General features: G+C 71.8%; 23 protein-coding genes. 4 read left to right on the forward strand and 19 right to left on the reverse strand.

Going from position 1 to position 25,762, the window contains the following annotated elements:
* Nucleotides 1-89: 89 nt before the first annotated feature.
* The 3 genes from OG202_RS10045 to OG202_RS10055 all read right to left on the reverse strand — a co-directional run bounded on the left by OG202_RS10045 (nucleotide 90) and on the right by OG202_RS10055 (nucleotide 2,259).
* A complete protein-coding gene (locus tag OG202_RS10045) occupies nucleotides 90-1,037 on the reverse strand; it encodes a phosphotransferase family protein (RefSeq protein WP_328222615.1) in 948 nt (315 codons plus the stop codon).
* Nucleotides 1,038-1,564: 527 nt separating this feature from the next.
* Complete coding sequence (locus tag OG202_RS10050) at nucleotides 1,565-1,765, reverse strand: hypothetical protein (RefSeq protein WP_020114444.1); 201 nt, start codon at nucleotides 1,763-1,765, stop codon at nucleotides 1,565-1,567.
* A gap of 254 nt (nucleotides 1,766-2,019) precedes the next feature.
* Nucleotides 2,020-2,259 (reverse strand): hypothetical protein, encoded by a 240-nt coding sequence (locus OG202_RS10055; RefSeq protein WP_033532621.1) that lies wholly within the window; start codon nucleotides 2,257-2,259, stop codon nucleotides 2,020-2,022.
* A gap of 196 nt (nucleotides 2,260-2,455) precedes the next feature.
* On the opposite strand from OG202_RS10055, the gene OG202_RS10060 reads away from it, so the two are divergent.
* Nucleotides 2,456-3,775 (forward strand): serine/threonine-protein kinase, encoded by a 1,320-nt coding sequence (locus OG202_RS10060; RefSeq protein WP_326585901.1) that lies wholly within the window; start codon nucleotides 2,456-2,458, stop codon nucleotides 3,773-3,775.
* Nucleotides 3,776-3,897: 122 nt separating this feature from the next.
* Here the strand turns inward: OG202_RS10060 and OG202_RS10065 are convergent, their stop codons facing one another.
* The 8 genes from OG202_RS10065 to OG202_RS10100 all read right to left on the reverse strand — a co-directional run bounded on the left by OG202_RS10065 (nucleotide 3,898) and on the right by OG202_RS10100 (nucleotide 15,863).
* The gene (locus tag OG202_RS10065; RefSeq protein WP_326584062.1) at nucleotides 3,898-4,716 is read right to left on the reverse strand and encodes a TrmH family RNA methyltransferase; all 819 of its coding nucleotides are present in this window, start codon (nucleotides 4,714-4,716) and stop codon (nucleotides 3,898-3,900) included.
* A gap of 97 nt (nucleotides 4,717-4,813) precedes the next feature.
* Nucleotides 4,814-6,046 carry a uroporphyrinogen-III C-methyltransferase gene (gene cobA / locus OG202_RS10070; protein WP_327730559.1) on the reverse strand — a complete coding sequence of 411 codons (1,233 nt, stop codon included), beginning with the start codon at nucleotides 6,044-6,046 and terminating at the stop codon, nucleotides 4,814-4,816.
* 256 nt (nucleotides 6,047-6,302) lie between these two features.
* On the reverse strand, nucleotides 6,303-10,703 hold the full coding sequence (gene cobT, locus OG202_RS10075; protein WP_327730558.1) for a nicotinate-nucleotide--dimethylbenzimidazole phosphoribosyltransferase: 4,401 nt from the start codon (nucleotides 10,701-10,703) through the stop codon (nucleotides 6,303-6,305).
* Nucleotides 10,704-11,050: 347 nt separating this feature from the next.
* Entirely contained in the window at nucleotides 11,051-12,262 is a 1,212-nt protein-coding gene (gene cbiE, locus OG202_RS10080) for a precorrin-6y C5,15-methyltransferase (decarboxylating) subunit CbiE (RefSeq protein WP_326584059.1), read from the reverse strand.
* Between the two features lie 126 nt (nucleotides 12,263-12,388).
* Nucleotides 12,389-13,024 carry a GNAT family N-acetyltransferase gene (locus tag OG202_RS10085; RefSeq protein WP_326584058.1) on the reverse strand — a complete coding sequence of 212 codons (636 nt, stop codon included), beginning with the start codon at nucleotides 13,022-13,024 and terminating at the stop codon, nucleotides 12,389-12,391.
* Nucleotides 13,025-13,171: 147 nt separating this feature from the next.
* Nucleotides 13,172-14,005 (reverse strand): MetQ/NlpA family ABC transporter substrate-binding protein, encoded by an 834-nt coding sequence (locus OG202_RS10090; RefSeq protein ID WP_326584057.1) that lies wholly within the window; start codon nucleotides 14,003-14,005, stop codon nucleotides 13,172-13,174.
* Nucleotides 14,006-14,082: 77 nt separating this feature from the next.
* A complete protein-coding gene (locus tag OG202_RS10095) occupies nucleotides 14,083-14,814 on the reverse strand; it encodes a methionine ABC transporter permease (protein ID WP_327730556.1) in 732 nt (243 codons plus the stop codon).
* Nucleotides 14,811-15,863 carry a methionine ABC transporter ATP-binding protein gene (locus tag OG202_RS10100; RefSeq protein ID WP_326584055.1) on the reverse strand — a complete coding sequence of 351 codons (1,053 nt, stop codon included), beginning with the start codon at nucleotides 15,861-15,863 and terminating at the stop codon, nucleotides 14,811-14,813. The genes OG202_RS10095 and OG202_RS10100 overlap by 4 nt, the downstream gene beginning before the upstream one ends.
* 453 nt (nucleotides 15,864-16,316) lie before the next feature.
* On the opposite strand from OG202_RS10100, the gene OG202_RS10105 reads away from it, so the two are divergent.
* A complete protein-coding gene (locus OG202_RS10105; protein WP_326584054.1) occupies nucleotides 16,317-16,676 on the forward strand; it encodes a hypothetical protein in 360 nt (119 codons plus the stop codon).
* A complete protein-coding gene (locus OG202_RS10110; protein WP_326584053.1) occupies nucleotides 16,657-17,115 on the forward strand; it encodes a hypothetical protein in 459 nt (152 codons plus the stop codon). Before OG202_RS10105 ends, OG202_RS10110 begins: the two co-directional genes overlap by 20 nt.
* A gap of 107 nt (nucleotides 17,116-17,222) precedes the next feature.
* Here OG202_RS10110 and OG202_RS10115 read toward each other — a convergent pair whose 3' ends face one another.
* From OG202_RS10115 to OG202_RS10125, 3 genes are all read right to left on the reverse strand, one after another.
* Entirely contained in the window at nucleotides 17,223-17,720 is a 498-nt protein-coding gene (locus OG202_RS10115) for a GNAT family N-acetyltransferase (RefSeq protein WP_326584052.1), read from the reverse strand.
* A gap of 45 nt (nucleotides 17,721-17,765) precedes the next feature.
* Entirely contained in the window at nucleotides 17,766-18,272 is a 507-nt protein-coding gene (locus OG202_RS10120) for an RNA polymerase sigma factor (protein ID WP_326584051.1), read from the reverse strand.
* A 74-nt stretch (nucleotides 18,273-18,346) separates the two neighbouring features.
* Entirely contained in the window at nucleotides 18,347-19,537 is a 1,191-nt protein-coding gene (locus OG202_RS10125) for a glycerophosphodiester phosphodiesterase (protein WP_326584050.1), read from the reverse strand.
* 329 nt (nucleotides 19,538-19,866) lie between these two features.
* Between OG202_RS10125 and OG202_RS10130 the strand changes: the two genes are divergently transcribed.
* Nucleotides 19,867-20,541 carry a lysophospholipid acyltransferase family protein gene (locus OG202_RS10130; protein ID WP_326584049.1) on the forward strand — a complete coding sequence of 225 codons (675 nt, stop codon included), beginning with the start codon at nucleotides 19,867-19,869 and terminating at the stop codon, nucleotides 20,539-20,541.
* A gap of 79 nt (nucleotides 20,542-20,620) precedes the next feature.
* Here the strand turns inward: OG202_RS10130 and OG202_RS10135 are convergent, their stop codons facing one another.
* From OG202_RS10135 to OG202_RS10155, 5 genes are all read right to left on the reverse strand, one after another.
* Nucleotides 20,621-22,144, reverse strand: a complete 1,524-nt coding sequence (locus tag OG202_RS10135; RefSeq protein WP_326584048.1) for an MFS transporter — start codon at nucleotides 22,142-22,144, stop codon at nucleotides 20,621-20,623.
* 10 nt (nucleotides 22,145-22,154) lie between these two features.
* Entirely contained in the window at nucleotides 22,155-22,724 is a 570-nt protein-coding gene (locus tag OG202_RS10140; RefSeq protein WP_327730553.1) for a TetR/AcrR family transcriptional regulator, read from the reverse strand.
* Nucleotides 22,725-22,825: 101 nt separating this feature from the next.
* The gene (locus OG202_RS10145; RefSeq protein WP_327730552.1) at nucleotides 22,826-23,797 is read right to left on the reverse strand and encodes an aldo/keto reductase; all 972 of its coding nucleotides are present in this window, start codon (nucleotides 23,795-23,797) and stop codon (nucleotides 22,826-22,828) included.
* Nucleotides 23,798-23,977: 180 nt separating this feature from the next.
* Nucleotides 23,978-25,411 carry an argininosuccinate lyase gene (gene argH, locus OG202_RS10150; RefSeq protein ID WP_326584045.1) on the reverse strand — a complete coding sequence of 478 codons (1,434 nt, stop codon included), beginning with the start codon at nucleotides 25,409-25,411 and terminating at the stop codon, nucleotides 23,978-23,980.
* Nucleotides 25,392-25,628, reverse strand: coding sequence for a hypothetical protein (locus OG202_RS10155; RefSeq protein WP_328222617.1), 237 nt, complete (start codon nucleotides 25,626-25,628; stop codon nucleotides 25,392-25,394). Before OG202_RS10155 ends, argH begins: the two co-directional genes overlap by 20 nt.
* Between the last annotated feature and the right edge of the window lie 134 nt (nucleotides 25,629-25,762).

A 25,762-nucleotide genomic window follows, 5' to 3' on the forward strand; every position in this document is an offset into this window, starting at 1 on the left:
GGTTCGGGTCAACTCCTCGGCGTTCGGTACCGCTTCGCTGCTTCGCGTTACGCCAGGACAGACACTGTCCGGCTGCGGTCGGTTGCACCCTACTTCGGGAAAGGGCCTGCCAACTCCGGCGGGATGCCTCCCATTCGGTCACAGGCGTCCACAACGGACCGCTGCGCGTCGTCGAGGGGCAGGCCGGCCGCCGTGGACTTCGCGATCGCGAGGGCGGCGCTCTGTACGGTGAGTGCGCGGGCCGGTACGTCCAGTACGGGCCAGGGGTCGCCGTTCGCGGGGACGGCGGGGCCGTCGGCCCGCTGGTACGCGGTGAGAAAGCGCGTCCACGCGTCGGGGTGCAGGAGGCCGCAGGCGAACCAGGCGGCCGGGCGGGCGAGGTCCCAGGCGGGGACGCCCACGCCCAGGTCGTCGACGTCTATGAGTCGCCAGGGGCCGAGGGGCGCCGGGTGGCGGACCAGTTGGCCGAGGTGCAGGTCGCCGTGGCAGAGGGTGGTCGAGTCGGGCATGGGGGCCTCGGCCCTGGCCCAGGCGGGGAGGGTGTGCCAGGCGCGGAGTATCCGGTCTGTGGCGGGATGGTGGGGGGCGGTGGCCCTGAGGCGGGCGATGGCCTGGGCGGCCTTGGCGGGGCCTCGCATGGGCGGCAGGCCCCGGGGTGGCGGCTGCCGGTGGAGGCGGGCGAGGAGCATGGCGGCCTCCTCCCAGGGGGCGGCCTCCGGAGTGTCGGGGTCGACCGGGGTGCCGTACGGCCAGAACGTGACGAGGCGGCCGTGGAGAGGGGCGGGGGTGGGGCGGAGGGGGGCGAGGAGGATGTCGGGGTGGGAGGTGGCGGCGGTCAGGCGGAGGGTGAGGTGGGCGGGGTCGGTGTCGGGGGCGTGGGCCTTGGCGACCGTGTCGGCGTGGCGGACGACTGTGCCGTCGGCGCGTTCCGCGAGGACCGTGTCGGGATGGGAGCAGGGGGTGGATTCGGGGTGGGCCGCGCTGCGCACCTTGGCCCTGAGGGCGGGGAGTACGTCGGCATCGGCGGTGGCGGTCATGGGTCCCCCTGCGAAAGTCGTACGGCGATGCTGAGCGAGAGCCTACGCAGCCGGGTGCCGTGAGCTGGGGCGGGCCGAGGGTTCCGCTCGGCGGTCACGAGGCGCCGCCGCGCCCACCCGTGCCGCCCCAGCGGCACGATTGCCCGCAGTCAGGACCGGCGGACCCGGCCCCCGCCACTGCCGGGGTGGGCTCACCCCCAGCGCCACGAACGCCCGCGATCAGGACCGGCGGACCCGGCCCCCGCCACTGCCGGATGGGCTCCGCATCCGTGCCACGAACGCCCGCAGCGCGTACAGGCGGGGCCCTTCCTTCCGCTGCCGGGGGGCGCCGCGCCGGTGGAAGGGGATGCCCGCCGTCAGGGTGGTCGGTAGCGGCTGCGGGCGTCGAGGGGCTGGGGGCACGACGACGCCCGCGCAGCTCCCCAGCTGCGCGGGCGTCTATTGCCGTCCGCCGCACCCCCGTCCCCACGGGGTTTCATGGATGGATGTCCCCGCCCGGACCGCTCTTCCGGGCCTGGGGTCGCCGCTCAGCGCCCCAGCATCACACCCACGGACGACGCTTGTGTGACCACTGCTTCCCAGCCGCCGAAGGCGTACACGAGCAGGGCCGCCAGGGGAAGGACCATCGCGGTCGCCACCAAGGGGTGGCGACGACCCGGACGGCGGTCGGCGGTGAACGTCCTGCGCTCCCGTGTGCGGATCGCGGTCCGCGGTGCCGTGTGGGCCATGGTCCCTCCTCTGACCTTCTCGTCGGTGTTGCTTGTGGTTGGCAGCGGCGGGTGTCTGACCTCGGGGGACGAGTGCTGCACCCGCCGCTTGACCTCAAATCTAGGCGGGCGGCGGGCGCGGGTCGTCATGCCCTCGTATCGATTGCCGGGCCTCCCCGAGGATGAGCGATGACCTGCGACGTACTCCCCAGGGTGGAGACGAGGCCCCAGGTCTCGGGGTCTTCCCGGAAGGGACGTCCGGTCTGCCCCTTGTGTTACGCCGTCCGCTCCGAGCCGTCCTCGCGCGGCACCGGCTGCTCGACCAGCGCCAGGACCCTGTTCGCCATGAACCGGGCCGTCCGGACCACCGATCCGTTGCGGGTGACTTCGCTCACTTCCACGACACCTCGCCGTACCGCGGTCTCCACCCGGCGGCCCGCCCTGCTCGCGATCACCTCGTAGGTGCGCGTCGTGTCCCCGGCGTCCACGACTATCTCCACTCGGTCACCCTTCACGGGTTCAATCCCCCTTCTGTGGTGGCTGGTTGGGATCAAGAGGAGCCCAACACCGCCCCGAACTGCTGTTCCCTGACCACTCTTCAAGTTTCCCACCCGGCACTGACAATCGATCGGGTCGCGAGGGCGCGGCCTCTGCGCACGCCCGGCCGTGGAAACGTAAGCTGTGGCTCGTCAGACGGAACGGGCAGCGGGGATGAACATGGCGATGATGCGCCTGAGGCGCGAGGACCCGCGCGTCGTCGGCTCGTTCAGGATCCACAGACGGCTCGGCGCGGGCGGAATGGGCGTCGTCTACCTGGGCTCCGACCGGCGTGGACAGCGCGTCGCGCTCAAGGTGATCCGGCCGGATCTGGCGGAGGATCAGGAGTTCCGGTCGCGCTTCGCGCGCGAGGTGTCGGCGGCGCGGCGGATCAGGGGCGGGTGCACCGCCCGGCTGGTCGCCGCCGATCTGGAGGCGGACCGGCCGTGGTTCGCCACCCAGTACGTACCGGGGCCCTCGCTGCACGACAAGGTCGCCGAGGAGGGACCCATGTCGGCCGCCGATGTGGCCGCCGTCGGCGCCGCCCTCTCCGAGGGGCTCGTGGCCGTGCACGAGGCCGGTGTCGTACACCGGGATCTGAAGCCGTCCAACATCCTGCTGTCCCCGAAGGGGCCGCGGATCATCGACTTCGGTATCGCGTGGGCGACCGGGGCCTCGACCCTGACCCATGTCGGTACGGCCGTGGGATCGCCCGGATTCCTCGCACCCGAACAGGTACGCGGGGCCGCGGTGACACCGGCCACGGACGTCTTCTCCCTCGGCGCCACACTCGCCTACGCGGCGACCTCCGACTCGCCCTTCGGACAGGGCAGTTCGGAGGTCATGCTCTACCGGGTGGTGCACGAGGAGGCGCAGCTGCGCGGGGTGCCCGACGCGCTCGCCCCCCTCGTCCGCGCCTGTCTGGCGAAGGACCCGGAGGAGCGGCCGAGCACACTGCAACTGTCGCTGCGGCTCAAGGAGATCGCCGCCCGTGAGGCGCAGGGCCTTGCGGATGTCCGGCCGCCGGCGCCGCGTACGGATCCGGACCGGCCCTCGGGGCGGCTCGCGGAGCAGTACGTCGAGCAGCGCACGCTGCGGCAGCCGCCGGAGCCCCGTGGGACGCAGCCGGGCAGGTCGGGTGCGCCCGGCACGCCGCCGCCCCGAAACGGTTCCCGCACGGGCGGGGCCGGTGCGCGGACCGGCGGTGGATCGCGGCCCGGGGCGCGGGGCGCGCCGGCCCGAAACACCACCGGGTCCGGGAGGCGGCCCGCGCCGCGCCGTGGCGCGGGGCGGTCGGGGCCACGGACCAACGGGACGGGGCGACGGCCGGCCAATCCTCGGTTGCTGCGTCAGCGGATCGTGGTGTTCGTCGTGGTGACGTTGCTGGCGGCGCTCGGGATCGCTACGGCACAGGGGTGTCAGGGGCCGTCGCGAGGGCTCGGTGGGGATGGCCTCCGGCAGGAGCAGCCGTTTGAGGGGTTGGACGGCGACTGACTCCTTGCCCCGGGCGGCGAAAGGACAGAGCTCGGGACTGCGGGTCGGCGGTGCGCTGCGGGTCGTAGGAGGCTGGTCGCGCAGTTACCCGCGTCCCTTGCGGGGCTGTGGCTCAGCCCCCTTCAGAGTTGTGGGCGCCCCGTCGCCACCGCGTAGAAGGCGACTGCCGCTGCCGCGCCCACGTTGAGGGAGTCGACGCCGTGGGCCATGGGGATGCGGACCCATTCGTCGGCGGACATGAGGGCCTTGGTGGAGAGGCCGTCGCCCTCGGCGCCGAGCATGAGGGCCACGCGGTCCATGCGGTGCGGGGCGGTCTCGTCGAGGGACTTCGCCTTCTCGTCCGGGGTCAGGGCGAGCAGGGTGAAGCCGGCGTCGCGGACCGCGTCGAGACCCTTGGGCCAGGAATCCAGGCGGGCGTACGGGACGGAGAAGACCGCGCCCATGGAGACCTTGACGCTGCGACGGTAGAGCGGATCGGCGCAGTCCGGGGAGAGCAGGACCGCGTCCATGCCGAGGGCGGCGGCCGAACGGAAGATCGCGCCGATGTTGGTGTGGTCGTTGACCGACTCCATGATCACGACCCGGCGGGCGGCTCCCAGGAGCTGGTCGGCGGTCGGCAGGGGCTTGCGCTGCATGGAGGCGAGGGCGCCCCGGTGCACGTGATAGCCGGTCACCTGTTCGGCGAGCTCGGGGCTGACCGCGTAGACGGGGGCCGGGAGTTCGTCGATGACGTCGTGCATGACGTCGACCCACTTGGCGGAGAGCAGCATCGAGCGCATCTCGTAGCCGGCTTCCTTGGCCCGTCTGATGACCTTCTCACCCTCGGCGATGAACAGGCCCTCGGCGGGTTCGCGCCTACGGCGCAGCTCCACGTCGGTCAGGCCGGTGTAGTCGCGCAGGCGCGGGTCGTCGGGATCCTCAACGGTGATGAGATCGGCCACAGGGTGATACTGCCTTGTCCTGGGTGTGGTGCCAACGGCTTGGGACGGGTTGGGTTACCCGTGGTTACGTACTGCGGTCCGGGGTCTCCGAACGGAATCAGGCGTTCACCTCGGGGCCCACGTTCACGACCTCTCCGATGACGATCACCGCCGGCGGCTTGACCTCCTGCGTACGCACGGTCTCGGCGACCGTGGCGAGGGTCGCGTCGACCCGGCGCTGGGCGGCGGTGGTGCCCTCCTGGACCAGGGCGACCGGGGTGTCCGGGGACTTTCCGTTCGCGACCAGGGTCTCGGCGATCCGGCCGATCTTGTCGACGCCCATGAGGATCACGAGGGTGCCGGTCAGCCGGGCGAGGGCGGGCCAGTCGACCAGGGAGCGCTCGTCGTCGGGGGCCACATGGCCGCTGACCACGGTGAACTCGTGGGCGACACCCCGGTGGGTGACCGGGATGCCGGCCGCGCTCGGGACGGAGATCGAGCTGGAGATGCCGGGGACGACCGTGCAGGGGATGCCCGCCTCGGCGAGGGCCTGGAGCTCCTCCATGCCACGGCCGAAGACGTACGGGTCGCCACCCTTGAGGCGTACGACCGACTTGCCCTGCTTCGCGTGCTCGATCAGCGCGTTGTTGATCGCTTCCTGCGCCATGAAACGGCCGTACGGGATCTTCGCCGCGTCGATCACCTCGACGTGGGGCGGGAGTTCGGCGAGCAGGTCGCGCGGGCCCAGGCGGTCGGCGATGACGACGTCGGCCTCGGCGAGGAGGCGACGGCCGCGGACGGTGATCAGGTCCGGGTCGCCGGGGCCGCCGCCGACGAGGGAGACACCGGGGGTGCGGGTGCGGTGGTGGGGGGCGACGAGGGTGCCGTCGCGCAGGCCCTCGACGACCGCGTCGCGGATGGCGGCGGTGTGGCGGGGGTCGCGGCCCTCGGCGCGGGCGGTCAGGACGGCGACCGTGACGCCCTCGCTGTGGCCGGTCGCCGGGGTCCAGGCGGTGGCTTCCTCGGCGTTGTCCGAGCGGACGCACCAGATGCGGTGCCGCTCCGCTTCGGCGGACGCACGGGCGTTCGCCTCCGGGTCGCCGGTGGCGATCAGGACGTACCAGGCCTCGGCCAGGTCGCCCTCCGCGTAGCGGCGCTTCTCCCAGGTCAGCTCGCCCGCGTCCGCCATCGCCTCCACGGAGGGGGTCGCGCTCGGGGACACGAGGACGATGTCGGCGCCGGCCGCGATGAGGGCGGGGAGACGGCGTTGGGCGACCTGGCCGCCGCCGATGACGACCACTCGGCGGCCGGTGAGGCGGAGGCCTACGGGGTAGGCGGGGTGTTCGGCCATGAGGGTGCGGCTCCTCGGGCTGGCGGCGGTGCGGTGGGGGCGCTGCGGCTTTGGAGCGGCCCTGACGTGGGAATTTTAGGCTGCGGGTCCGGTGGGTGGCTGAGGCGGGTGGGGTTCCTTTCCCCATGCCCACCCCTTCCCGAAACCGGGGGCTCTGCCCCCGGTTTCCCGGATGGGGAGTGAGCACCGTTGCCGAGTGCGGCCCGGTGGGCACGACCTCGGCCGGGTCGGAGAAGCACCCGCGGCACCCGCTCCCCTACTTCTCGGTTACCCCCGCCGAGTCGAACGTCGCCACCTCGTGCATCGCCCGGGCCGCGCTCTGGACGACCGGGAGGGCGAGGAGGGCGCCGGTGCCCTCGCCGAGGCGGAGGTCGAGGTCGACCAGGGGGCGCAGGCCCAGCTTCTGGAGGGCGGCCACATGGCCGGGCTCGGCGCTGCGGTGGCCCGCGATGCAGGCGGCGAGGACCTCGGGGGCGATGGCGCGGGCCACCAGGGCGGCGGCGCCGGCGCTGACGCCGTCGAGGATGACCGGCGTGCGGAGGGAGGCGCCGCCCAGCAGGAGACCGACGATGGCCGCGTGCTCGAAGCCGCCGATCGCCGCGAGGACGCCGATGGGGTCGGCGGGGTCCGGCTGGTGGAGCTCGATGGCGCGGCGTACGACCTCGGTCTTGCGGGCGAGGGTCTCGTCGTTGATGCCGGTGCCCCGGCCGGTGACCTCGGAGGGGTCCGCGCCGGTGAAGACGGCGATCAGGGCGGCCGAGGCCGTGGTGTTGGCGATGCCCATCTCGCCCGTGAGGAGCGCCTTGTTGCCGGCCGCGACGAGGTCGCGGGCCGTCTCGATGCCCACCTCGATGGCCTGCTTGGCCTCCTCGCGGGTCATCGCGGGACCGGTGGTCATGTCGGACGTACCGGCGCGGATCTTGCGCGGCAGCAGTCCCGGCGTGGCCGGGAGGTCGCTGGCCACACCCACGTCCACGACGCAGACCTCGGCGCCCACCTGGGTGGCGAAGGCGTTGCAGACGGCTCCCCCGCCCAGGAAGTTGGCGACCATCTGGGCCGTCACCTCCTGGGGCCAGGGGGTGACGCCCTGGGCGTGGACACCGTGGTCGCCCGCGAAGATCGCGACGGCCGCGGGCTCCGGGATGGGCGGCGGGCACTGACGGGACAGGCCGGACAGCTGGGCGGAGATGATCTCCAGCATGCCGAGGGCGCCCGCGGGCTTGGTCATGCGCTTCTGGCGCTCCCACGCCTCGCCGAGCGCCTTGGCGTCCAGCGGGCGGATCCCGGCGACGGTCTCGGCGAGCAGGTCGTGCGGCTCGGCGCCGGGCAGGGCGCGGCGGCCGTACGTCTCCTCGTGGACGACCCAGGACAGCGGGCGGCGCTTGGCCCAGCCCGCCTGCATCAGCTCGGGCTCCTCCGGGAACTCGTCGACGTATCCGACGCACAGGTACGCCACGACCTCCAGGTGGTCGGGCAGGCCGAGGGCGCGGACCATCTCGCGCTCGTCGAAGAAGCTGACCCAGCCGACGCCGAGGCCCTCGGCGCGGGCCGCGAGCCACAGGTTCTCGACCGCGAGGGCGGAGGAGTACGGGGCCATCTGCGGCTGGGTGTGGCGGCCCAGGGTGTGGCGGCCGCCACGGGTCGGGTCGGCGGTGACGACGATGTTCACCGGGGTGTCGAGGATCGCCTCGATCTTCAGTTCCTTGAACTGCTTCGCCCGGCCCTTCGGCAGCGACTTCGCGTACGCCTCGCGCTGGCGCTGGGCGAGTTCGTGCATCGTGCGGCGCGTCTCGGCCGAGCGGATGACGACGAAGTCCCAGGGCTGCGAGTGGCCGACGGAGGGCGCCGTGTGGGCGGCCTCCAGGACGCGGAGCAGCACGTCGTGCGGGATCGGGTCGTTGCGGAAGCCGTTGCGGATGTCACGGCGTTCGCGCATGACCCTGAGGACGGCTTCGCGCTCGGCGTCGTCGTAGGGGGGCGCGGCCGGGCCCGTGGGCTGCCGTACTTCCCGTACGTCTTCCCGTACTTCTTCGGGTGCTTCTTCCACCGGGGCCGTGCTCTCTTCGGCTGCTTCTGTTGCTTCTGCTTCTGCTTCTGCTTCTGTTGCTTCTGCTTCTGGCGCCGCTGCTTCGCTGTCTTGCTGGTCCTCTTGGTCGGCGGCCCTGGTGTCCAGGTCCTCGCCGTTCTGGACGACGTCCGGGTGCGCGTCGGCCGCCACGAGCGGCTGCGGTACGACGATCGTCTCGGCCTCGGAGTCCCGGGGGGCGGGGACCGTGGCCACGGGCTCCCGCTCTGCCTCCGGGGCTCCCTCGACCACCTCGTGCTGCCCCTCGGCCGCCGAGGACTCGGCGACGGCGGGGGTTGGCCGGTCGTCCTCGGGCATCGGCGGGACCACCATCCCGTGGGGCGGGGTCGGGGCCGGATGCGGAGTGGTCGGCACGGAGCCGTCGACGGGCACGAACCGGCCGAGCGGCTGGTCGTCCTCCGCCTCGGCCTGGGGCGCGAGCTCCTGGAGGGCGCCCACGAGCGGGGCGTCGGGGGCGGACTCGGCCGGGGTCCGGACCACGGCGCCCTGGGGGGCATCGATCCGGGAGGGCAGGGGGGCCGGGGCCTCTGCGCCGGGAGCCTCCGTGGCGGAGGGGTCCACGGTCGCGGGGTCCACCGCCGACGGGTCGGGCGCGGGCTCCGTGGCTTCGGCGGGAGCCGGAGCCTCGCCGGTCAACTGGCCGGCGGGGATGGCCTCCTGGGCAGCCGCGCTGTCGGCCGGCTGGTCCGCCGGGTTCACCTCCGTGGCCTCGGACTCGACGACGGCCTCGGATACGGGGGGCTGCTCAGAGTCCGACTGCGAGGCGTTCTCGGCGGCCTGCGCCACCGCGACCTGGTCCCGTTCCTGGTCCTGGAACTGTTCCTGGTTCTGGTCCTGGTTCGCGACGTCCGCGACGGGTGTGATCGGCTCGGTGGCCTGTGAGTCCTGGACGGCCGGCTGCGCGGGCTCCAGCGGCTGAGCCGCCTCGGTCATGACCTCGGGCCGGGGCTGTGCGGCCTCCGCCACAGGGGCTTCCTCCGGGGTCGGTGCCTCGACTGTCCCGGGCTCCGTCGGCTGCGGCTCCTCGGCGACCGGCACCTGAGCCGACTGCTGGGGGTCCTGCGCGAGGGCGGCATCCTGTGCGGTGTCCGGTGCGAGGCCGACGGCCTGCTCGTCCGTGGACGCCCTCGCCTCGTCCGGCGCGGCGGTCTCGATCTGCGGATCCGGCACGGCGGCGAGGGCCTGCTCGTCGGCCACGGCGGTCGGCACCCGCTGCTCGTCGGGAGCGGCGCCCTGCTCGGCCTCATCCGCCCCGGTCGGCGGCACCGCCGTGTCGGCCTGCGCGGGCAACGCGGCCGCGGCGTCGGCCTGCGGCGGTGCGCCGGCCTCGGTGGGCCGGGCCGGTACGGACGCGTCGGCGGGGTCGGCGCCCTCGTCGGCCTCTCGCGGAGCCTGGGGGACGTCCTGGGCCTCGGCGACGGTCTGGACCGGCACCGGCTCGGGCCCTTGGGCGGCCGGGGGGAAGGGTGTCGCGTCCGGCGCCTGCGCGGCCGGAGCGGCGGGCGCGACCTCCTCGGAGGCCTGCGTCTCGGGAGCCTGGACTTCGGGAGCCTGGGCCTCGGGTGTCGAGGGCACCGCCTCGGGCTGGGGCATCTCGGCCTGCGGAGCCTGCGCGGGCTCCTCGACGGCCACGGCCTCGGCGGCCTCCGGATCCGGGGTCCGGCCGACGACCGAGACTTCGGCGGCCTCCGGGACCTGAGCCTCGACGGCAGCCGGCGCCTCGACCACCTGGGGAACCTCGGCCTGAACGGCAACCGGTGCTTCGGCCGCCTCCAGAACCGCTTCGACGGCATCCGGCACTTCCGCGGTCTCCGGGGCCTGGAACTGCGCGGCGGCGACCGGCGTCCCCACGGCCTCCGGGGTCCGGAACTGCGCGACCGCGGCCTCCTGGGCCAGGGCGTAGGCGGCGTCCTGGGCCTGGTGGAGGGCCTCGGCGTCCTGGATCTCCTCGGATACGTCCGCGACCTGCGGAGCCTCAGCGGCCAAGGGCGCCTCCGCCACGGCCACGGAAACCTGCTCCTCCTGCGGAACGACCGTTTCTGCGGCCGCTCCCCCTGCGGCCACTCCCGGTGCGTGGGCGGCCGGGGCGGGGGCACCGACCCACTGCGACACGGGCTGCGGGGGCCCGTCGAGGTACTCGGGGCCGGGGTTGCGTACGGCGCCGGGAGGGACGGGGGCGCCCGCCGGGCCTCGGTCGGCGAGGGAGCGGACCGGGCTGGCGGAGGCGTCGGGGGTGGGCGGACCGAGGTGCAGCGGGCGACGGGCCACCGGCGGCTGGGGGACGGGGGTCGCGACGGGGGTGCGGACGGCGCCGAGGTCGAGCGAGCCACTGTCCCGGCCGGACATCTCGTGCGGGCCCGGCTCGTGGACGACCTGGACGACGGGCTCGGGGGCGGGCGGCGGCATTTCGTTGCCCCACGCGCCCTGGGCGCCCGGCAGCAGGAGGTCTTCGTCCTCGGTCGTGGTCTCGGAGAGGTAGGTGTACGCACCCGGCGCAGGGACGCCCGGCTGCTCCACCATGCCTGCGCTCTCCGGCAGTCCCTCGCCCGGGACCTGGCCGGTGTCGGTCATGCGTACCCCTCGCCCATCGGTTAGTGCCTCCATGCCAGCTGGCCCGGGAACGGCGCACCTACCGCCCCACTGTGGAGAACGAGCGTGCGCCCCCAGCGGCACGTGACGACCCGGCTGCATGTCGACAAAGCCATTGAAGGGCCATTGTCCCCGTCGTCCCGCCGTCGCGACAGCTTGATCCGCGACGGTCCGCTGTGGACTGCGCCACGTTGCGCGTCCTCCCCGTTTCGCCGTACCACACACGCCCTCAAAACGGGCGCGTTTTTAGGACATTGACCGACGAAGTGCCGGGCGTCCCCATGCGGTACGACAGTCGGCCAGCCTACCGCGCCGGTACGACAACCGGATCACAGGGAACGTTCGGGCAAGGTCCCGCTGAGCAGGAACGCGACGCTCCGTTCCCTCTCCGTCCAAGCCCTTGTATCGAGTTCGACGGACTGGACGAACTCGCAGCGGACCTCGTATCCGTGCTCGGTCAGGTCGCGTCCGATGCGCTCGGCGGCGGGGCGGGTGAGGGCGTGGGTCACGATGCACTGCGGGCGGCGATCGGCGACGGCGGAGACCACCGCCGCTCCCCCGCCGCCGACCCGTACGACGTCGGGTTCGGGGAGGTTCTCCAGGATGTGCGGGGCGGGGCCGTGCACCACCTGGAGCTGTACGCCGAAGCGGCGGGCGGCGAGGGTCGTACGGCCGCAGGCCTCGGGGTCGCGGTCGACGGCGATGACGGCGGCGCCGCAGCGGGCGGCCTCGGTGGCGAAGGCGCCGCTGCCGGAGCCGATGTCCCACACCAGGTCGCCCACACGTGGCCCCAGGCGGGCCAGTTGGGAGGAGCGCAGCAGTTCGCCCTCGCCCTCGCCCAGGGCGCCGCCGTAGACGCCGGAGGGCAGGGTCAGCCCGCGCGGTCCGGTGCCGGGGTCGCGGCCGGCGAGCCAGCCGCCGCCCTCGGCGGCGGAGGCGTGGCCGCCTATGACGATGACCAGGTTGGGGTCGCGCCAGGTGTGGTCGACGGCCTTGTCGGAGGTGACGACGGTGACGCGTTCGCGTGCGGTGCCGAGTTCCTCGCAGATCACGAAGGTGCGGTGAACTCCGTCGAGGAGCAGGCCCAGTTCGGCGGGGCCGGCGCCGGGCGAGGTGAGGACGGCGACCTTGGTGTGAGCGCGGCACACGTTCACCGCGCGGCGCAGCGTACGGCGGTGGGCGACGACCACCTGCGCGTCGTCCCAGGGCATGCCCGCGCGGGCGAAGGCGGCGGCCACGGAGGAGACTCCGGGGACGACTTCGACCTCGAGGCCGAACTCGGGGGCCCTGAGGGTGCGAACGACGCCGAAGAAGCCCGGGTCGCCGTCGGCGAGGACCACGGCGGTGCCTCGGTGGCCGGCGATGCGGCGGGCGGCGAGGGCGACGCTGCCGAGGCGGATGCGTTCGGCGGCCGGGGGCACCTCGGGCAGTGCCAGGTGGTGGGCCGCGCCGGCGACCAGTGTGGCGGCGGCGAGGGCGGAACGCGCCGCGGCGGTCAGGGGAGAGCCGTCCCAGCCGATCACCGTGACCCGGTCGGCCATCTTCGTCAGTCTCCAGAGGGTCTTCGCAGGTCGTCGGGAATGCCCGCACGGGGTCCCGTGAGAGTACCCGGTGACACCGTGGGCCCCGGCGGCCGGGCGGTGGCCGTGCGCGTGCCCGTGGGTCGTTCAGTTCCAGTCCGAGTAGCCGAAGCCACCGCTGTCGGCCAGTTCCTCGCTGACGCCCTCGATGTCCTCGGGGAGGAGGCTCCAGACGATGAAGTCGGTGCGGATCTCGGTCCAGTGGTCGTCGGCGGTACGGGCGCGCGCTATGCAGGCGTTGCGCAGCACTCCCTCGCTGATACAGCCGATCTTCTGCGCGACCTGCTGGGAGGCGGTGTTGTCGGCGGCGGTGCGCAGCTCGATGCGTTCGAACTTCTGCTCGCGGAACAGCCATCGGGCGGTCGCGAGGGCCCCTTCGGAGGCGTAGCCCTCGCCGCGCGCCCAGGGGGCGACGACGTAACTCAGCTCCGTGGCCCGCACGTGCCAGTCGGTCCTGGTCAGCTGGATGACGCCGACCAGGCGCTGGGTGAGGAACTCGGTGACCGCGAGGTCGAGGCCGCGTCCCGAGGTGCGTTCGGTGGGCGCGTACTCGGTGATCCAGGTACGCGCCTCGCGTTCGGTGAAGGGCTGCGGGACATCGGTCCAGGCCATCACCTGCTCGTCGTTCATCATCTCGGTGAACGCCTGGATGTCGTCCTCGTCGAACGGGCGCAGAACCAACCGCTCCGTGCTGATGGAGATGTCGGGAAAGGTGCTCATCATGCGCCGCTCCGTAACCTTCGAAAACTTTGAGGGCCTGCTGAACTGCCCAGCATGCAGCATGAAAGCACCGAACCGCACCACGGGGCCCCACTCGCCGTGAGGGAGTGGACCCCGTGCGTGGCGATACGTCGTATACGTGCTGTCGGCTCAGAAGGACGGGATGACGGAGCCGTCGCTCCACTTGTCCTCGATGAACTTCCTGACCTCGTCGGAGGTGAGGAGCTTGGCGAGCTTCTTCACGCGCGGGTCGTCCTCGTTGCCGTTCTTGACGGCGAGGAAGTTGCCGTTCGGGTTGTTCTTGGCGGGCTCGACGGTGAGGGCGTCGTCGGCGGGCGAGAGGTCCGCCTCAAGGGCGTAGTTGCCGTTGATCACCGCCGCGTCGACGTCGTCCAGGGAGCGCGGGGTCTGGGCCGCCTCCAACTCCTTGAACTGGAGCTTCTTCGGGTTCTCGGCGATGTCGGCGGGGGTCGCGTCGGTGCCGACGCCGTCCTTGAGCGTGATGATCCCGCTCGCGTCGAGGAGCTTGAGGGCGCGTGCCTCGTTGACGGTGTCGTTCGGGACGGCGACGGTCGCGCCGTTCCTGAGGGCGTCGGCGCTCTTGACCTTGTTCGAGTAGAGGCCGAGGGGTTCCAGGTGGACCGTGACGACGGGCACGATGTCGGTGCCGTTCTTCTTGTTGTAGTCGTCGAGGTACGGCTGGTTCTGGAAGTAGTTGGCGTCCACGGACCCGTCCTCCGTCGCCGGGTTCTGCAGGACGTAGTCGCTGAACTCCTTGACCTCCAGCTCCAGGCCCGCGTCCTTCGCCAGGTTGTCCTTCACGAAGTCGAGGATCTCGGCGTGCGGGGTCGGGCTGGCGGCGACGACCAGCGGGCCGCTCGTGTCGGACGCGCCGTCGGACTGGTCCGCGCCGCAGGCGGTGAGCCCGAGGGTGAGGGCTCCGGCGGCGAGTACGGCGGTGGTGAGCTTGACGGTGTTACGCACGAAAAGTGCCTTTCCTTGTGGGTGGAGCGATCCCGTCGTGGGTGGGACGGGGCATCTGCGGGTGCCCGGGGTACGGGCTAGGCCTTGGTGACCGTGGGCGCGGTGGAGTCGGTCTTCAGCAGCCGGAGCCTCGGTGCGGCGCCCGAGTGGCTGCCGCGCCGGTGGAGGGCGCGGGCGGCGTGGTCGCCGGCGAACTGGACGACGGAGATGACGACCGCGAGGACCGCCACGGTGATCCACATCAGCTCGGTCTCGAAGCGCTGGTAGCCGTACCGGATGGCGATGTCGCCGAGGCCGCCCGCGCCGACGGTGCCGGCCATGGCCGAGTAGCCGATGAGGGCGACGACGGTCGTGGTCGCGGAGGAGATCAGCGAGGGCAGGGACTCGGGGACGAGGACCCTGCGGACGACGGTCCAGGTGTTGCCGCCCATGGCCTGCACGGCCTCGACGAGGCCGTGGTCGACTTCGCGGACGGCCGTCTCGACGAGACGCGCGAGGAACGGGATCGCGCCGATGGCGAGCGGCACGATGGCGGCCTCGCGGCCGATGGTCGAGCCGGTGACCCAGCGGGTGAAGCCCATCAGCGCGACCATCAGGATGATGAACGGCATCGAGCGGGCGACGTTCACGATCTGCCCGATGATTTTGTTGGCGAGGACGTGTCGCAGCATGCCGCCCCGGTCCGTGAGGACGAGCAGGATGCCGAGCGGGAGTCCGCCGACGACCGCGATGAGGGTGGACCAGCCGACCATGTAGAGGGTGTCCCCACACGCCTGCTCCAGCAGGGGCTGCATCTCGTTCCAGGTCACTTGGCACCCTCCTTCACCGGCGTGGACGCCTGGGCGTCCTGGCCGAACACGTCGATGCGCAGGCCCCGTTCGCGCAGGAAACCGATGGGGACCACGTTGTCCTCGTAGCGGCCGGGCAGTTCGATGCGCATCCGGCCGATCTGGAGGCCGCCGACGGTGTCGATGGCGGCGCCGAGGATCGAGATGTCGATGTTGTAGGTGCGGGACAGCTGGGAGATGACCGGCTGGGTCGCGGCCTCGCCCTGGAAGGTGACGTCGAGGACCGTGCGGTCGTCGCCGGAGGCCTCGCCGCCCACCGGGAAGAGGGCGGCGGCCAGTTCGGAGCCGGGGGTGGCGAGCAGTTCGCTGACCGTGCCGGACTCGACGAGGCGGCCCTTCTCCATGAGGGCGGCCGAGTCGCAGATCGTCTTGACGACGTCCATCTCGTGCGTGATGAGCAGGACGGTCAGGCCCAGCTGCCGGTTCAGGTCGCGCAGCAGCGTCAGGATCGAGCGGGTGGTCTCCGGGTCGAGGGCGCTGGTGGCCTCGTCGGAGAGGAGCACCTTCGGGTCACCGGCCAGCGCGCGGGCGATGCCGACGCGCTGCTTCTGGCCGCCGGAGAGCTGGGCCGGGTAGGCGTTCGCCTTGTCGGCGAGGCCGACGAGGTCGAGCAGTTCCAGGGCCCTGCGGGAGCGGTCCCTGCCCGACCGGCCGAGGATCTCGAGCGGCAGCTCGACGTTGTCCCGGACGGTGCGGGAGGAGAGCAGGTTGAAGTGCTGGAAGACCATGCCGATACGGCTGCGCGCCCGGCGGAGTTCCCGGCCGGCGCGGGGGCCCCGGCCGGCCAGGGCGGTCAGGTCCTGGCCCGCGACGGTCACGGTTCCGGAGGTGGGGCGTTCGAGGAGGTTGACGCAGCGGATCAGCGAGGACTTGCCGGCGCCGGACTGGCCGATCACGCCGTACACCTCACCCTCGCGTACGTGCAGGTCTACGCCGTCGAGGGCGGTGACCTCGCGGCCGCGACCTCGGTCGGCCCGATAGATCTTCGTCAGGCCCGATGTGGTGATCACTGGATTTCCGTCACTGTCGAGTGCGCGGGCGTGGGTGTGCCCGGGCACGGGTGCAAGCGGTCAGGGACGCGACACGGTTCTCGCGGTGGCGAGGGAACCGGGGGAGAACATGCGCGCGGGGAGGCTCGGTCCGTCACGCGGAACGGCGTGCGGGGCCTTCTAGAAGGCGCACATTCGACACATACAACGAGCACCGGGCGTCAGGGTCGCCTCGGTCGCAAGGGTGCGGTAGCTCGTCGTGGTCATGAGATCAGTAAAGCAGATGTAGGGAGCAGGTGAGAGAGGGCTGTCCGTATAGCGGACGCCTTTGAGAGGCATACCTGCAGGTGCGATGCGGTGACGTCCACCTTGTGGGCATGAGCCGTTGTGGCCAAGGCCACGATGTGCGGTGCATGGGTTTGCCGGACCGGGGCCGGGCGCGGCGGGGGTTTTGGGCCGTAATAGGGTCGCGGCATGCTTGTTGCCCTGACGGTGACGACCGCCGTCGCCGCGCTTCTGCTCGCCGCCTGGTGCGGCTGGGCCGCGTACCGCGATCAGCCGACCAAGGACTGGCACTTCATCGGCATGGCCGTGGTGTCGGTGCTGGCCCTCGTGCAACTGGTCGTCGGGATCGTGCAGTTGGCGCGTGGGGAGAAGCCGGAGCAGGGGACCACGATCTTCGTCTCCTACCTCCTCGGGGCGTTCGCCTGCGTTCCGGTGACCGGGTTCATGTCGCTGGCGGAGCGCACCCGCTGGGGCAGTGTGACCGTCGCGGCCGGGGGCGTCGTGCTCGCCGTGCTGCAGGTGCGGCTCCATGACATCTGGGGAGGCTGACGTGACCGTCACGGACCGCGAACCACGGGAGAACGAGCGGGCGCGGCTGATCAGCGGGCCGGGGATGCTGCTGGTGTGGCTGTACGGCGTGATGGTCGTCGGCGCGGTGTCGCGGTCGATCGTGCAGATCTCGACCGAGTTCGAGCACGCGCCGCTCGCCTACTCGCTGTCCGCGGTGGCCGGTGTGGTGTACGGGTTCATCACGTACTCGCTGGTGCGGGGCGGGGAGTTCGCCCGGAGGGCCGCACGCATCTGCTGTGCGGTGGAACTGGCGGGCGTACTGATCGTCGGCACCTGGACACTGGTCGAGCCGTCGGCGTTTCCGGACAAGACGGTGTGGTCGGACTACGGGATCGGGTATCTGTTCATTCCCGTGATCCTTCCGGTCACCGCGATGTACTGGCTGCGCAAGAGCGCGCGGCAGGGGGATGCCGCCTGAGGGTCGTCAGGCGGCCGCGGGCCGTTCGTGACTGGTCGCGCCCACGCGGCGGAGCCGCACATCGAGACAGCCCATCGCCCCTGAAGTCGCGCTGCCCCGAAGCTCTTTCACGCCGTTGCCGCGTACACTCCCGCCGGCTTCTCCAGCACCACCATCGGTACGCCGTCCCGGCCCTGGCTGGTGCCCACGGTCTCGTAACCGACTCGGCGGTACAGGCGGAGGTTGCCCTCGCTGCGGTGGCCGGCGCTGAGGCGGAACCTGGTGACGCCGTGCTCCTCGGTGAGGGCCGACTCGGCGGCGCGGAGAAGCCTCGCGCCGATGCCGTGGCCCTGGAGGCGCGGGTGGACGCAGAGTTTGCCGATGGCGGCGGTGCCGTCGCCGTCGAGGGCGCCGCGCACGGAGCCGACCACTTCGTCACCCAGCCGGGCCACGAACACACAGTCCGCGGCGACCTCCTCGCGGACGGAGTCGAGGCTCTGGACGAGCGGATCGATGCGGTAGTTGCCGTACAGTGCCGCCTCGCTCTGGAAGCACAGGTACTGCAGCCTGAAGATCTGCTCGGCGTCCTGCTCGGTCGCCACCGAGATGGTCACGCTCATGCCCATGTGTGCACGCCTCCCGCTCACCTGCTCACCCGATGTCCTTCACTCCTATCCCCGCGGTTCGGGTGCCGCAACCTCCGCGGCCAGCAATCGCCGCAGACATCCCAGGCATCTGGAACGTTCCGGGCCGAGGCTGCCCTGTGAGATACCCAACTCGCCCGCGATCTCACGGTAGGTGAGGTCCTTCGGGGACAGCAGGGCCGCCAGCAACCGGGGGCAGCGGCCGGGGAGCCGGCGTACGGCCGCGTACAGCGCGCGGCGGCGGGCGGCCGTGAGCGCCTGCTGCTCGGGGCCGGGTGCGTGCTCGTCGGCGGGCTCGGCGGTGTAGGGCCGTTCCAGCCGGGCCTTGCGGCGGCTCAGACGGGCCTCGAAGCGGACGGCGCTGCGCAGCCAGCCCTCGGGGTCCTCGGGTGGACCGTCGGCGTCGAGCCGTTCCAGCAGGCGCAGCCAGACCGCCTGTTCCAGGTCTCCCGCCTCGGCTCCGGCCGCGTGGGCCTCGGCCGACACCTCCGCGACCAGCAGGGGGCGGAGGGTGGCGAGCATGTCGTGGGTCATATGCCCCGGGACGCCGCCGCCCCGGCGCGAGGTTGCCGGGGCGGACGGGAGTCACCCCAATCGGGGCATGGGGCTCAGTCGTTGACGAAGTCCGCGTGGGCCAGCAGGCCCGTGTCCGTGTTGTCGGTGAAGATGCCGTCGATGCCGGTGTCGAAGTACACCTTGAACGCGCCGAAGGCGTCGCCGTAGGCGTTGGGGTCCGTGCCCTTGCGGAAGTTCGCGGGCAGGAAGGTGTTCTCGTTGCGCATGGTGTAGGGGTGCAGGATCAGGCCCTCGGCGTGGGCGTCGGCGACGAGGGTGGTCGGCGTGGTGAGCTTGCCGCCCGAGTCCCGCGGGATGATCAGGTCGAGCGTGGGGCCGATGCCGTTGGCGTACGAGGCGATCCAGGCCAGGCCCTCCGGCTTGACCAGGTCGGCGACGGTGCGCGGGTCGCCTGCCTCGACGAAGTCCCAGGGGCGGGTGGCGGCGCCGGAGAGCAGGACGACGAGGGGGCTGTCGACCAGACGGTTCAGGCGCTGGATGCTGCTCGGCTCGAACGACTGCAGGAAGACGGGCGAGTTCTTCCGGTGCCGGTCGTACCTGCGCAGCAGCTTGGCGAGCGGCTCCTCCAGGCCGAGGCCCAGCTTGCGGAAGTAGGTGGGGTGCTTGGTCTCGACGTGCAGCCAGATCCGCCTGCCGCGCTTCCTGCCCTCCTTCTCGGCCCAGCGCAGCACCTCCTCGAAGGAGGGGATCTCCCAGCGGCCGTCGTAGAGGGTGTTCTCCTGGCGGTTGCCCGGGATGCGCTCCTTGGCGCGCAGGGTCTTCAGCTCGGCGAGGGTGAAGTCCTCGGTGAACCAGCCGGTGTAGCTGACGCCGTCGACGACCTTCGTGGTCTTCCGCGCGGCGAACTCGGGGTGCGCCGCGACGTCGGTCGTGCCGGTGATGTCGTTCTCGTGCCGGCATACGAGATGGCCGTCCTTGGTGGGCACGAGGTCCTGCTCGATGACGTGCGCGCCCATGTCGAGGGCGAGCTGGTACGAGCCGAGGGTGTGCTCCGGACGGTAACCGCTGGCGCCCCGGTGCGCGATGATCGTCGGTACCGGCAGACTGCGGTAGCCGCCGCCCGACTTCGCGCCCGACGCGGCCTCGTCGGCTCTCGCCGTGGCCGGCGCGCCGAGCACCGCTCCGCCCGCGCCGAGGACCGCGGCACCGAGCAGCGCCCGCCGGCCCGTTCCCCGTCCCTGCTCGTTCGGGTCCTGCGACTGCCGCGACTCCTGCGTCCCCATGACCGGCTCCTCCACCGTGATGCCCTGCACCTGTCAAAGCGGGACGATCGTAGGTGTCCCGAGGTGACCGTTGGGAGACCTGGGACCGAACACGCGGAAGACGCCTCGTGTCACGCCGGAGGCGAAAGGTGACGGAGTGTCGGTTCGGCGGCGCGATGTCCGTCACATTTCGGGCCGGTGACAGCCCGCCACCTCGACGTCACCGCAGGTAAAGTCCCGTCAAAAGTCGGTATCCACTCGGTGAACCCGATGTGCGTCGGGGTGTGAGCCGGGAGTATCGTCCTCACCTGCACAGACTTGTACCGGAACGCTAGACATGGGAGGGCCCGTTGTCCCGCTTCGCGCTCATCAAGGCAGTGCTCGGACCGATCATGCGCCTGATGTTCCGCCCACGGGTGGAGGGTGCGGAGCATATTCCGGGGGACGGTCCGGTGATCCTCGCCGGCAACCATGTGACCTTCATCGACTCGATGATCCTGCCGCTGGTCTGCGACCGGCAGGTCTTCTTCATCGGCAAGGACGAGTACGTCACCGGCAAGGGGATCAAGGGCCGCCTGATGGCCTGGTTCTTCACCGGCGTCGGCATGATCCCCGTCGACCGCGACGGCGGCCGCGGCGGGGTGGCCGCGCTGATGACCGGGCGTCGGGTCCTGGACGAGGGCAAGGTGTTCGGCATCTACCCCGAGGGGACCCGGTCGCCCGACGGCCGTCTGTACCGGGGACGTACGGGCATCGCCCGGCTGACGTTGATGACCGGGGCGCCGGTCGTTCCCTTCGCGATGATCGGGACGGACAAGATTCAGCCGGGGGGCGCCGGGCTGCCGCGCCCGCATCGGGTGACGGTGCGGTTCGGTGAGGCGATGGAGTTCTCCCGGTACGAGGGGATGGATCGGGATCGGTATGTGCTGCGGGCGGTGACCGATTCCGTGATGACCGAGGTCATGCGGCTGTCCGGGCAGGAGTACGTGGACATGTATGCGTCGAAGGCCAAGGAAGCGGCGTAGCTCCGCCGGGAGTCCGGGGACTTCGGTCGTTCGTCGGCTGCGGGTCGGTGGGGGCTGGTCGCGCGGTTCCCCGCGCCCCTCAGGCCCTGCTGTCCAGCCGTTGGCCGCGCAGCAGGAACCAGGCTGCCACCGCCGTTGCCAGCAGTACCGCCGCGCCTGCGCCGGCGGCGATGGCGAGGCCGTCCACGAATGACTCCTGGGCCGACGTCAGCATGTCCTGGGCCCTGTCCGTCGGCATTCCCGCCGCCGCTTGCACCGCTCCGCCCAGTGACTCGTGGGCCTCGGCCGGGGTACCTGTCGGGGCCGTGAAGTCGCGGTACACGCCCGTCACGATGGAGCCCAGGACCGCGATGCCCAGGGCGGCGCCCAGTTCGTAGGCCGTTTCGGAGACCGCTGAGGCCGCGCCCGCCTGTTCGTCGGGGACGCTGGAGAGGATGACGTCGGCGGTGACGGTGAAGGAGAAGCCGGCGCCGATGCCGACGACCAGCAGGGCGACGCCGATCAGGGGGTAGCCGGTGGAGCGGTCGACCAGAGTGAGCAGGGCGAGGGCCAGGCCGATGGCCGCGAGGCCGCCCGCGACGACGGAACGGACGGAGTAGCGGCGGGCCACGGATCCGGCGATCAGGCCCGCGACCACCGCGCCGATCGCCGCCGGGAGTTCGGCGAGACCCGCTTCCAACGGACGCCTGTCCTGCACGAGTTGCAGGAACTGCGAGAGGAAGAAGATCAGGCCGGACAGGCCGAGGACGGTCAGCAGGTCGGCGAGGACGGCTCCGGAGAAGCCCCGGTTGCGGAACAGGCGCATGTCCAGCAGCGGGTACGGCAGGGTGAGCTGACGGCGTACGAAGAGGAACAGCCCGGCGATGCCGAAGAGGCCCGCGGCGAGCGCGTTGCCGTCGAGGCCGTGGGTGGCGGTCTCCTTCACCGCGTACACGACACCGATCATGCCGACGAGCGACAGGACGACGCTGAGCGCGTCCCACGGACCCGGGCTCGGGTGGCGGGACTCGGGCAGCAGCTTGATGCCGACGAGGACGAGGACGGCCATCACCGGCAGGTTGATCAGGAAGACCGAGCCCCACCAGAAGTGTTCGAGCAGGAAGCCGCCGACGACCGGTCCGACCGCCATACCGGCGGAGGCCGTGGCGCCCCAGATGCCGACGGCGAGGCTGCGTTCGCGCGGGTCGTGGAAGAGGTTGCGGATCAGGGCGAGGGTGGCGGGCATCAGGGTCGCGCCCGCGACACCGAGCAGCGCCCGCGCGAAGATCATCATCTCGGGCGTCGTCGCGTACGCGTTGAGCACGGATATCGCGCCGAACGCCGTGGCGCCCATGAGCAGCAGCTTCTTGCGGCCGATGCGGTCGCCGAGGCTGCCGGCGGACACGAGCAGGCCCGCGATGACGAACGAGTAGACGTCGCCGATCCACAGGAGCTGGTTGCCCGAGGGCTTGAGGTCCTCGCTGATGTAGGGGGTCGCGAGACCGAGGACGGTCGCGTCGACGGCCACCAGCAGCACGGCGAGCACGAGGACGGAGAGCGCGAGCCAGCGGCCCGGCCTCTTCTCCGCCTCCGTCGCGCGGGCCGGCCGCAGGGTGCTGGTCATGGTTCCTCTCTCAGATGTTCGGGATGTCCGGCTGCTCGGGATGACGCAGTACGCCGCCGAGCAGCAGCTCGACGATCATGAAGGTGAAGTCCTTGGCGGCCACGCGGCCTTCGGAGACCGCCCAGGCACCGGAGGCCAGCAGGCCGTACAGCGCCTCGGTGAGCCAGCCCGGGGTGAGGTCGATACGGAATTCGCCGGCCGCCTGGCCGCGTGTGAAGAGGGCCGCGATCCGGTCGTCGATCCGGGCCCAGCCCTCGTGCTGCTCGTCCCCCTCGAACAGCTGGTTCTCGGTGTAGAGGAAGGCGAGCAGGCCCGCGACCGGTTCGATCTCCCGCACGAGCCGCCGTACGGCCTCGCGTGCCGGGCCCTCGGCCGGGCGGGCGGCGTCCAGCGCGGCCTCGCACTCCGCGATACCGAGCGCCTCCAGCGCCCGGACGAGCGCGTCGCGCCCGGCGAAGTGGCGGTGCAGCGTGGCACGGCTGATCCCGGCGGCCTTGGCGACCTCGTCCAGGGTCGCGGTGGGTCTGCGGGTCAGCAGGGCGGCTGCGCTGCGCAGCACGTGGTCACGATCGACAGCCATGAGACAACCATAGCCCATGTGAGACATTCTTGTCTCATCACGGGCATGGCTGTCTCATGGCGGGGTCGGACCCGGGTCCTCTCGGTGCCGGGCCGCCGTTCTCAGTGCCAGGGCAGGCTGCCGCGCTTCTCCCAGTACGTCCGCGGGTCCTCGGCCAGGCCCGCGAGGAGGGTCAGCTGCTCGTCGTCGAGGTCGACGACCGCCGCGTGCAGGTTGGAGGCGAGCTGGGTGAGGGTGGCGGCGCCGGAGAGGACGACCCCGGCCCACGGCTGCCGCAGGACCACCGCCAGGGCGACCGCGTCGCAGCCGAGGCCCGTCTGCTCGGCGACGGCCCTGAGCGCGTCCGGGGCGTGCGGGCCCGCCAGCCGGCCGTTGGCCATGCCCTCCTTGACGATCACGGTGAGCCCGGCGTCGTGCGCCTCGGCGAGGGCGGGGGCGGCGGAGGTCTCCAGCGCGTTGTACGTCGACTGGACGGTACCGAAGAGGGGTTCGCCGTCGACGGTCACGGCGAGGGCGGTGCGGATGGCCTCCGCCTGGGCCGGGCCGCTGGTGGAGAAGCCGACGGTGACGCCCTGGGCCGCCGCCTCCGCCAGCCGGGCGTGGAGTTCCTTGTCGGTGAGGGCCGGGCTGTCCGGGGTCACCGAGTGGATCTGGTAGAGGTCGAGGCGGTCGCCGAGCAGCTCGGCGCTCTCGGCGCGCTGCCGCTCGTACGTCTGGAGGCTGTGGTCCTTGACCTCGTGCTTCTCGGCGTCGGTGGTCCAGTCGGCGGTGTAGGTGTAGCCCCACTTGCTGCCGATGACGATGTCGTCGATGTCGGGGCGGGCCTTCAGCCAGTCGGCGAGGAACTCCTCGGAGAGGCCGTACGAGCGGGCCGCGTCGAAGTAGCGGACGCCCTGGGCGTGGGCGGCGTCGAGGAGTTCATGGGTGCGGGTGCGGAGGGCGTCGACGGTGCGGGTCTCACCGAGGTCGGCGTCGCGGCCGAGGTTGATGTAGCCGGGGCGGGCGACCGCGGCCAGGCCGAAGCCGATGTGGCAGGTGGGGGTGGTCGCTGTGGCCAGTCGGGCGAAGGGCATCGCGGGCTCCGTACGGTCGGCTCCTTGGGACTTCCGACCAACGTAACGCGCGATGACGCCCCGCTGGGTGAGCCGGGGCGCCCAAGAGCTCGGGGCTTGTTGTGCTTCGGCGGGTGCGGGTGCGTCGTGGCTCGTCGCGCAGTTCCCCGCGCCCCTGAAGGACAGGGGCGCGGGCCCTGCCTACTTGTTGCCCTTGGCGGTCGCCCACGCGTGCTGGGCCGCCACGTCCGTCTTGATGTCCGCCAGCTGGATCGCCACCGCGCTCGGGGCCGTGCCGCCTCGGCCGTTGCGGGAGGCGAGGGCGCCGGGCACGTTGAGGACCGTGCGGACCTCGGGGGTCAGGTGGGAGGAGATCTTGGCGAACTGGTCGTCCGTCAGGTCGTTGAGTTCCTTGTTCTCGGCCTCGGCGGCCTTGACGCACTCGCCGGCGACCTCGTGGGCGACACGGAAGGGGACGCCCTGCTTGACGAGCCACTCGGCGACGTCGGTGGCGAGGGAGAAGCCGGCGGGGGCCAACTCCTCCATGCGCTCGCGGTGGACGGTGAGGGTGGCCATCATGCCGGTGAAGGCGGGGAGGAGGACCTCCAGCTGGTCGATGGAGTCGAAGACCGGCTCCTTGTCCTCCTGGAGGTCGCGGTTGTAGGCGAGGGGCAGGGCCTTGAGGGTCGCCATCAGGCCCGTCAGGTTGCCGATCAGCCGGCCGCTCTTGCCTCGGGCCAGCTCCGCGATGTCCGGGTTCTTCTTCTGCGGCATGATCGACGAGCCCGTCGAGAACGCGTCGTGGAGGGTCACGAAGGAGAACTCCTTCGTGTTCCAGATGATGACCTCCTCGGCGATCCGGGAGAGGTTCACGCCGATCATCGCGGTGATGAAGGCGAACTCGGCGACGAAGTCGCGGGACGCCGTGCCGTCGATGGAGTTCGCGGAGCTGCCGTGCTCGAAGCCGAGGTCCTTGGCCACCGCCTCCGGGTCCAGGCCGAGGCTGCTGCCCGCGAGGGCGCCCGAGCCGTACGGGGAGACGGCCGTGCGCTCGTCCCACTGGCGCAGGCGCTCCGCGTCCCGGGAGAGGGACTGGACGTGGGCGAGGACATGGTGGGCGAAGAGGACCGGCTGGGCGTGCTGGAGGTGGGTGCGGCCGGGCATCGCCACGTCCGGGTGGGCCTCCGCCAGGCCGATCAGCGCGTCCTGGAGCTCGGCGATCAGGCCGCCGACCGTGCGGGCGTGGTCGCGGAGGTACATCCGGAAGAGGGTCGCGACCTGGTCGTTCCTGGACCGGCCGGCGCGCAGCTTGCCGCCGAGGTCCGGGCCGAGGCGCTCCAGGAGGCCACGCTCCAGAGCGGTGTGCACGTCCTCGTCGGCGACGGTGCCGACGAACTCACCCGAGGCCACGTCCGCTTCGAGCTGGTCCAGGCCGGCGACCATCCGGGACAGCTCGTCCTCGGTGAGCAGGCCCGCCTTGTGCAGCACGCGCGCGTGGGCGCGGGAGCCCGCGATGTCGTACGGGGCCAGCCGCCAGTCGAAGTGGACGGACGCGGACAGCTTCGCCAGGGCCTCGGCGGGACCGTCGGCGAAACGGGCGCCCCAGAGCCGTACGTCACCGCTGTTGCTGCTCACTTGCGTTGCTCCTAGAGAAGGGGTGGGCGGACCGGTCGAAGGTGTCACCAGTGTCGTACGTCGCGAGGTCGAAGTCGCACCGGACGACTCGAATCGTCGGCCGGTCACGACCGCGCGCGGCCGCCGGGAGGCAGTCCTCCTCGGCGAACCCGTCCACCACGACCGCGATGACGCGCACCGCATTCACCGTCATGCATGAGTATGCAGTGCTCTGCATGAATCGTCAATCTGGGAGAAGTTTGCGAGATGCCGAGAAAGCTTTGAACAAATGAAATCGCTTTCCCGTAACTCTCCCCGAACGCAGGCGCCGCGTTTGTAAACACCGACCACACCCGACTCGAGTGAGGCATC

Origin of the sequence: Streptomyces sp. NBC_00310, from assembly GCF_036208085.1 — a bacterium.
Lineage (GTDB): Bacteria > Actinomycetota > Actinomycetes > Streptomycetales > Streptomycetaceae > Streptomyces.

Bases quoted from the DNA above. Each gene is read 5' to 3' on its own strand.
- cbiE (WP_326584059.1), bottom strand. From the start codon at position 12,262: ATGGCCGACCGGGTCACGGTGATCGGCTGGGACGGCTCTCCCCTGACC.
- OG202_RS10060 (WP_326585901.1), top strand. From the start codon at position 2,456: ATGAACATGGCGATGATGCGCCTGAGGCGCGAGGACCCGCGCGTCGTC.
- OG202_RS10050 (WP_020114444.1), bottom strand. From the start codon at position 1,765: ATGGCCCACACGGCACCGCGGACCGCGATCCGCACACGGGAGCGCAGG.
- OG202_RS10110 (WP_326584053.1), top strand. From the start codon at position 16,657: ATGACATCTGGGGAGGCTGACGTGACCGTCACGGACCGCGAACCACGG.
- OG202_RS10140 (WP_327730553.1), bottom strand. From the start codon at position 22,724: ATGGCTGTCGATCGTGACCACGTGCTGCGCAGCGCAGCCGCCCTGCTG.
- OG202_RS10085 (WP_326584058.1), bottom strand. From the start codon at position 13,024: ATGATGAGCACCTTTCCCGACATCTCCATCAGCACGGAGCGGTTGGTT.
- OG202_RS10135 (WP_326584048.1), bottom strand. From the start codon at position 22,144: ATGACCAGCACCCTGCGGCCGGCCCGCGCGACGGAGGCGGAGAAGAGG.
- cobT (WP_327730558.1), bottom strand. From the start codon at position 10,703: ATGACCGACACCGGCCAGGTCCCGGGCGAGGGACTGCCGGAGAGCGCA.
- OG202_RS10045 (WP_328222615.1), bottom strand. From the start codon at position 1,037: ATGACCGCCACCGCCGATGCCGACGTACTCCCCGCCCTCAGGGCCAAG.
- OG202_RS10145 (WP_327730552.1), bottom strand. From the start codon at position 23,797: ATGCCCTTCGCCCGACTGGCCACAGCGACCACCCCCACCTGCCACATC.
- OG202_RS10155 (WP_328222617.1), bottom strand. From the start codon at position 25,628: ATGCAGAGCACTGCATACTCATGCATGACGGTGAATGCGGTGCGCGTC.
- cobA (WP_327730559.1), bottom strand. From the start codon at position 6,046: ATGGCCGAACACCCCGCCTACCCCGTAGGCCTCCGCCTCACCGGCCGC.
- OG202_RS10105 (WP_326584054.1), top strand. From the start codon at position 16,317: ATGCTTGTTGCCCTGACGGTGACGACCGCCGTCGCCGCGCTTCTGCTC.
- OG202_RS10125 (WP_326584050.1), bottom strand. From the start codon at position 19,537: ATGGGGACGCAGGAGTCGCGGCAGTCGCAGGACCCGAACGAGCAGGGA.
- OG202_RS10115 (WP_326584052.1), bottom strand. From the start codon at position 17,720: ATGGGCATGAGCGTGACCATCTCGGTGGCGACCGAGCAGGACGCCGAG.
- OG202_RS10120 (WP_326584051.1), bottom strand. From the start codon at position 18,272: ATGACCCACGACATGCTCGCCACCCTCCGCCCCCTGCTGGTCGCGGAG.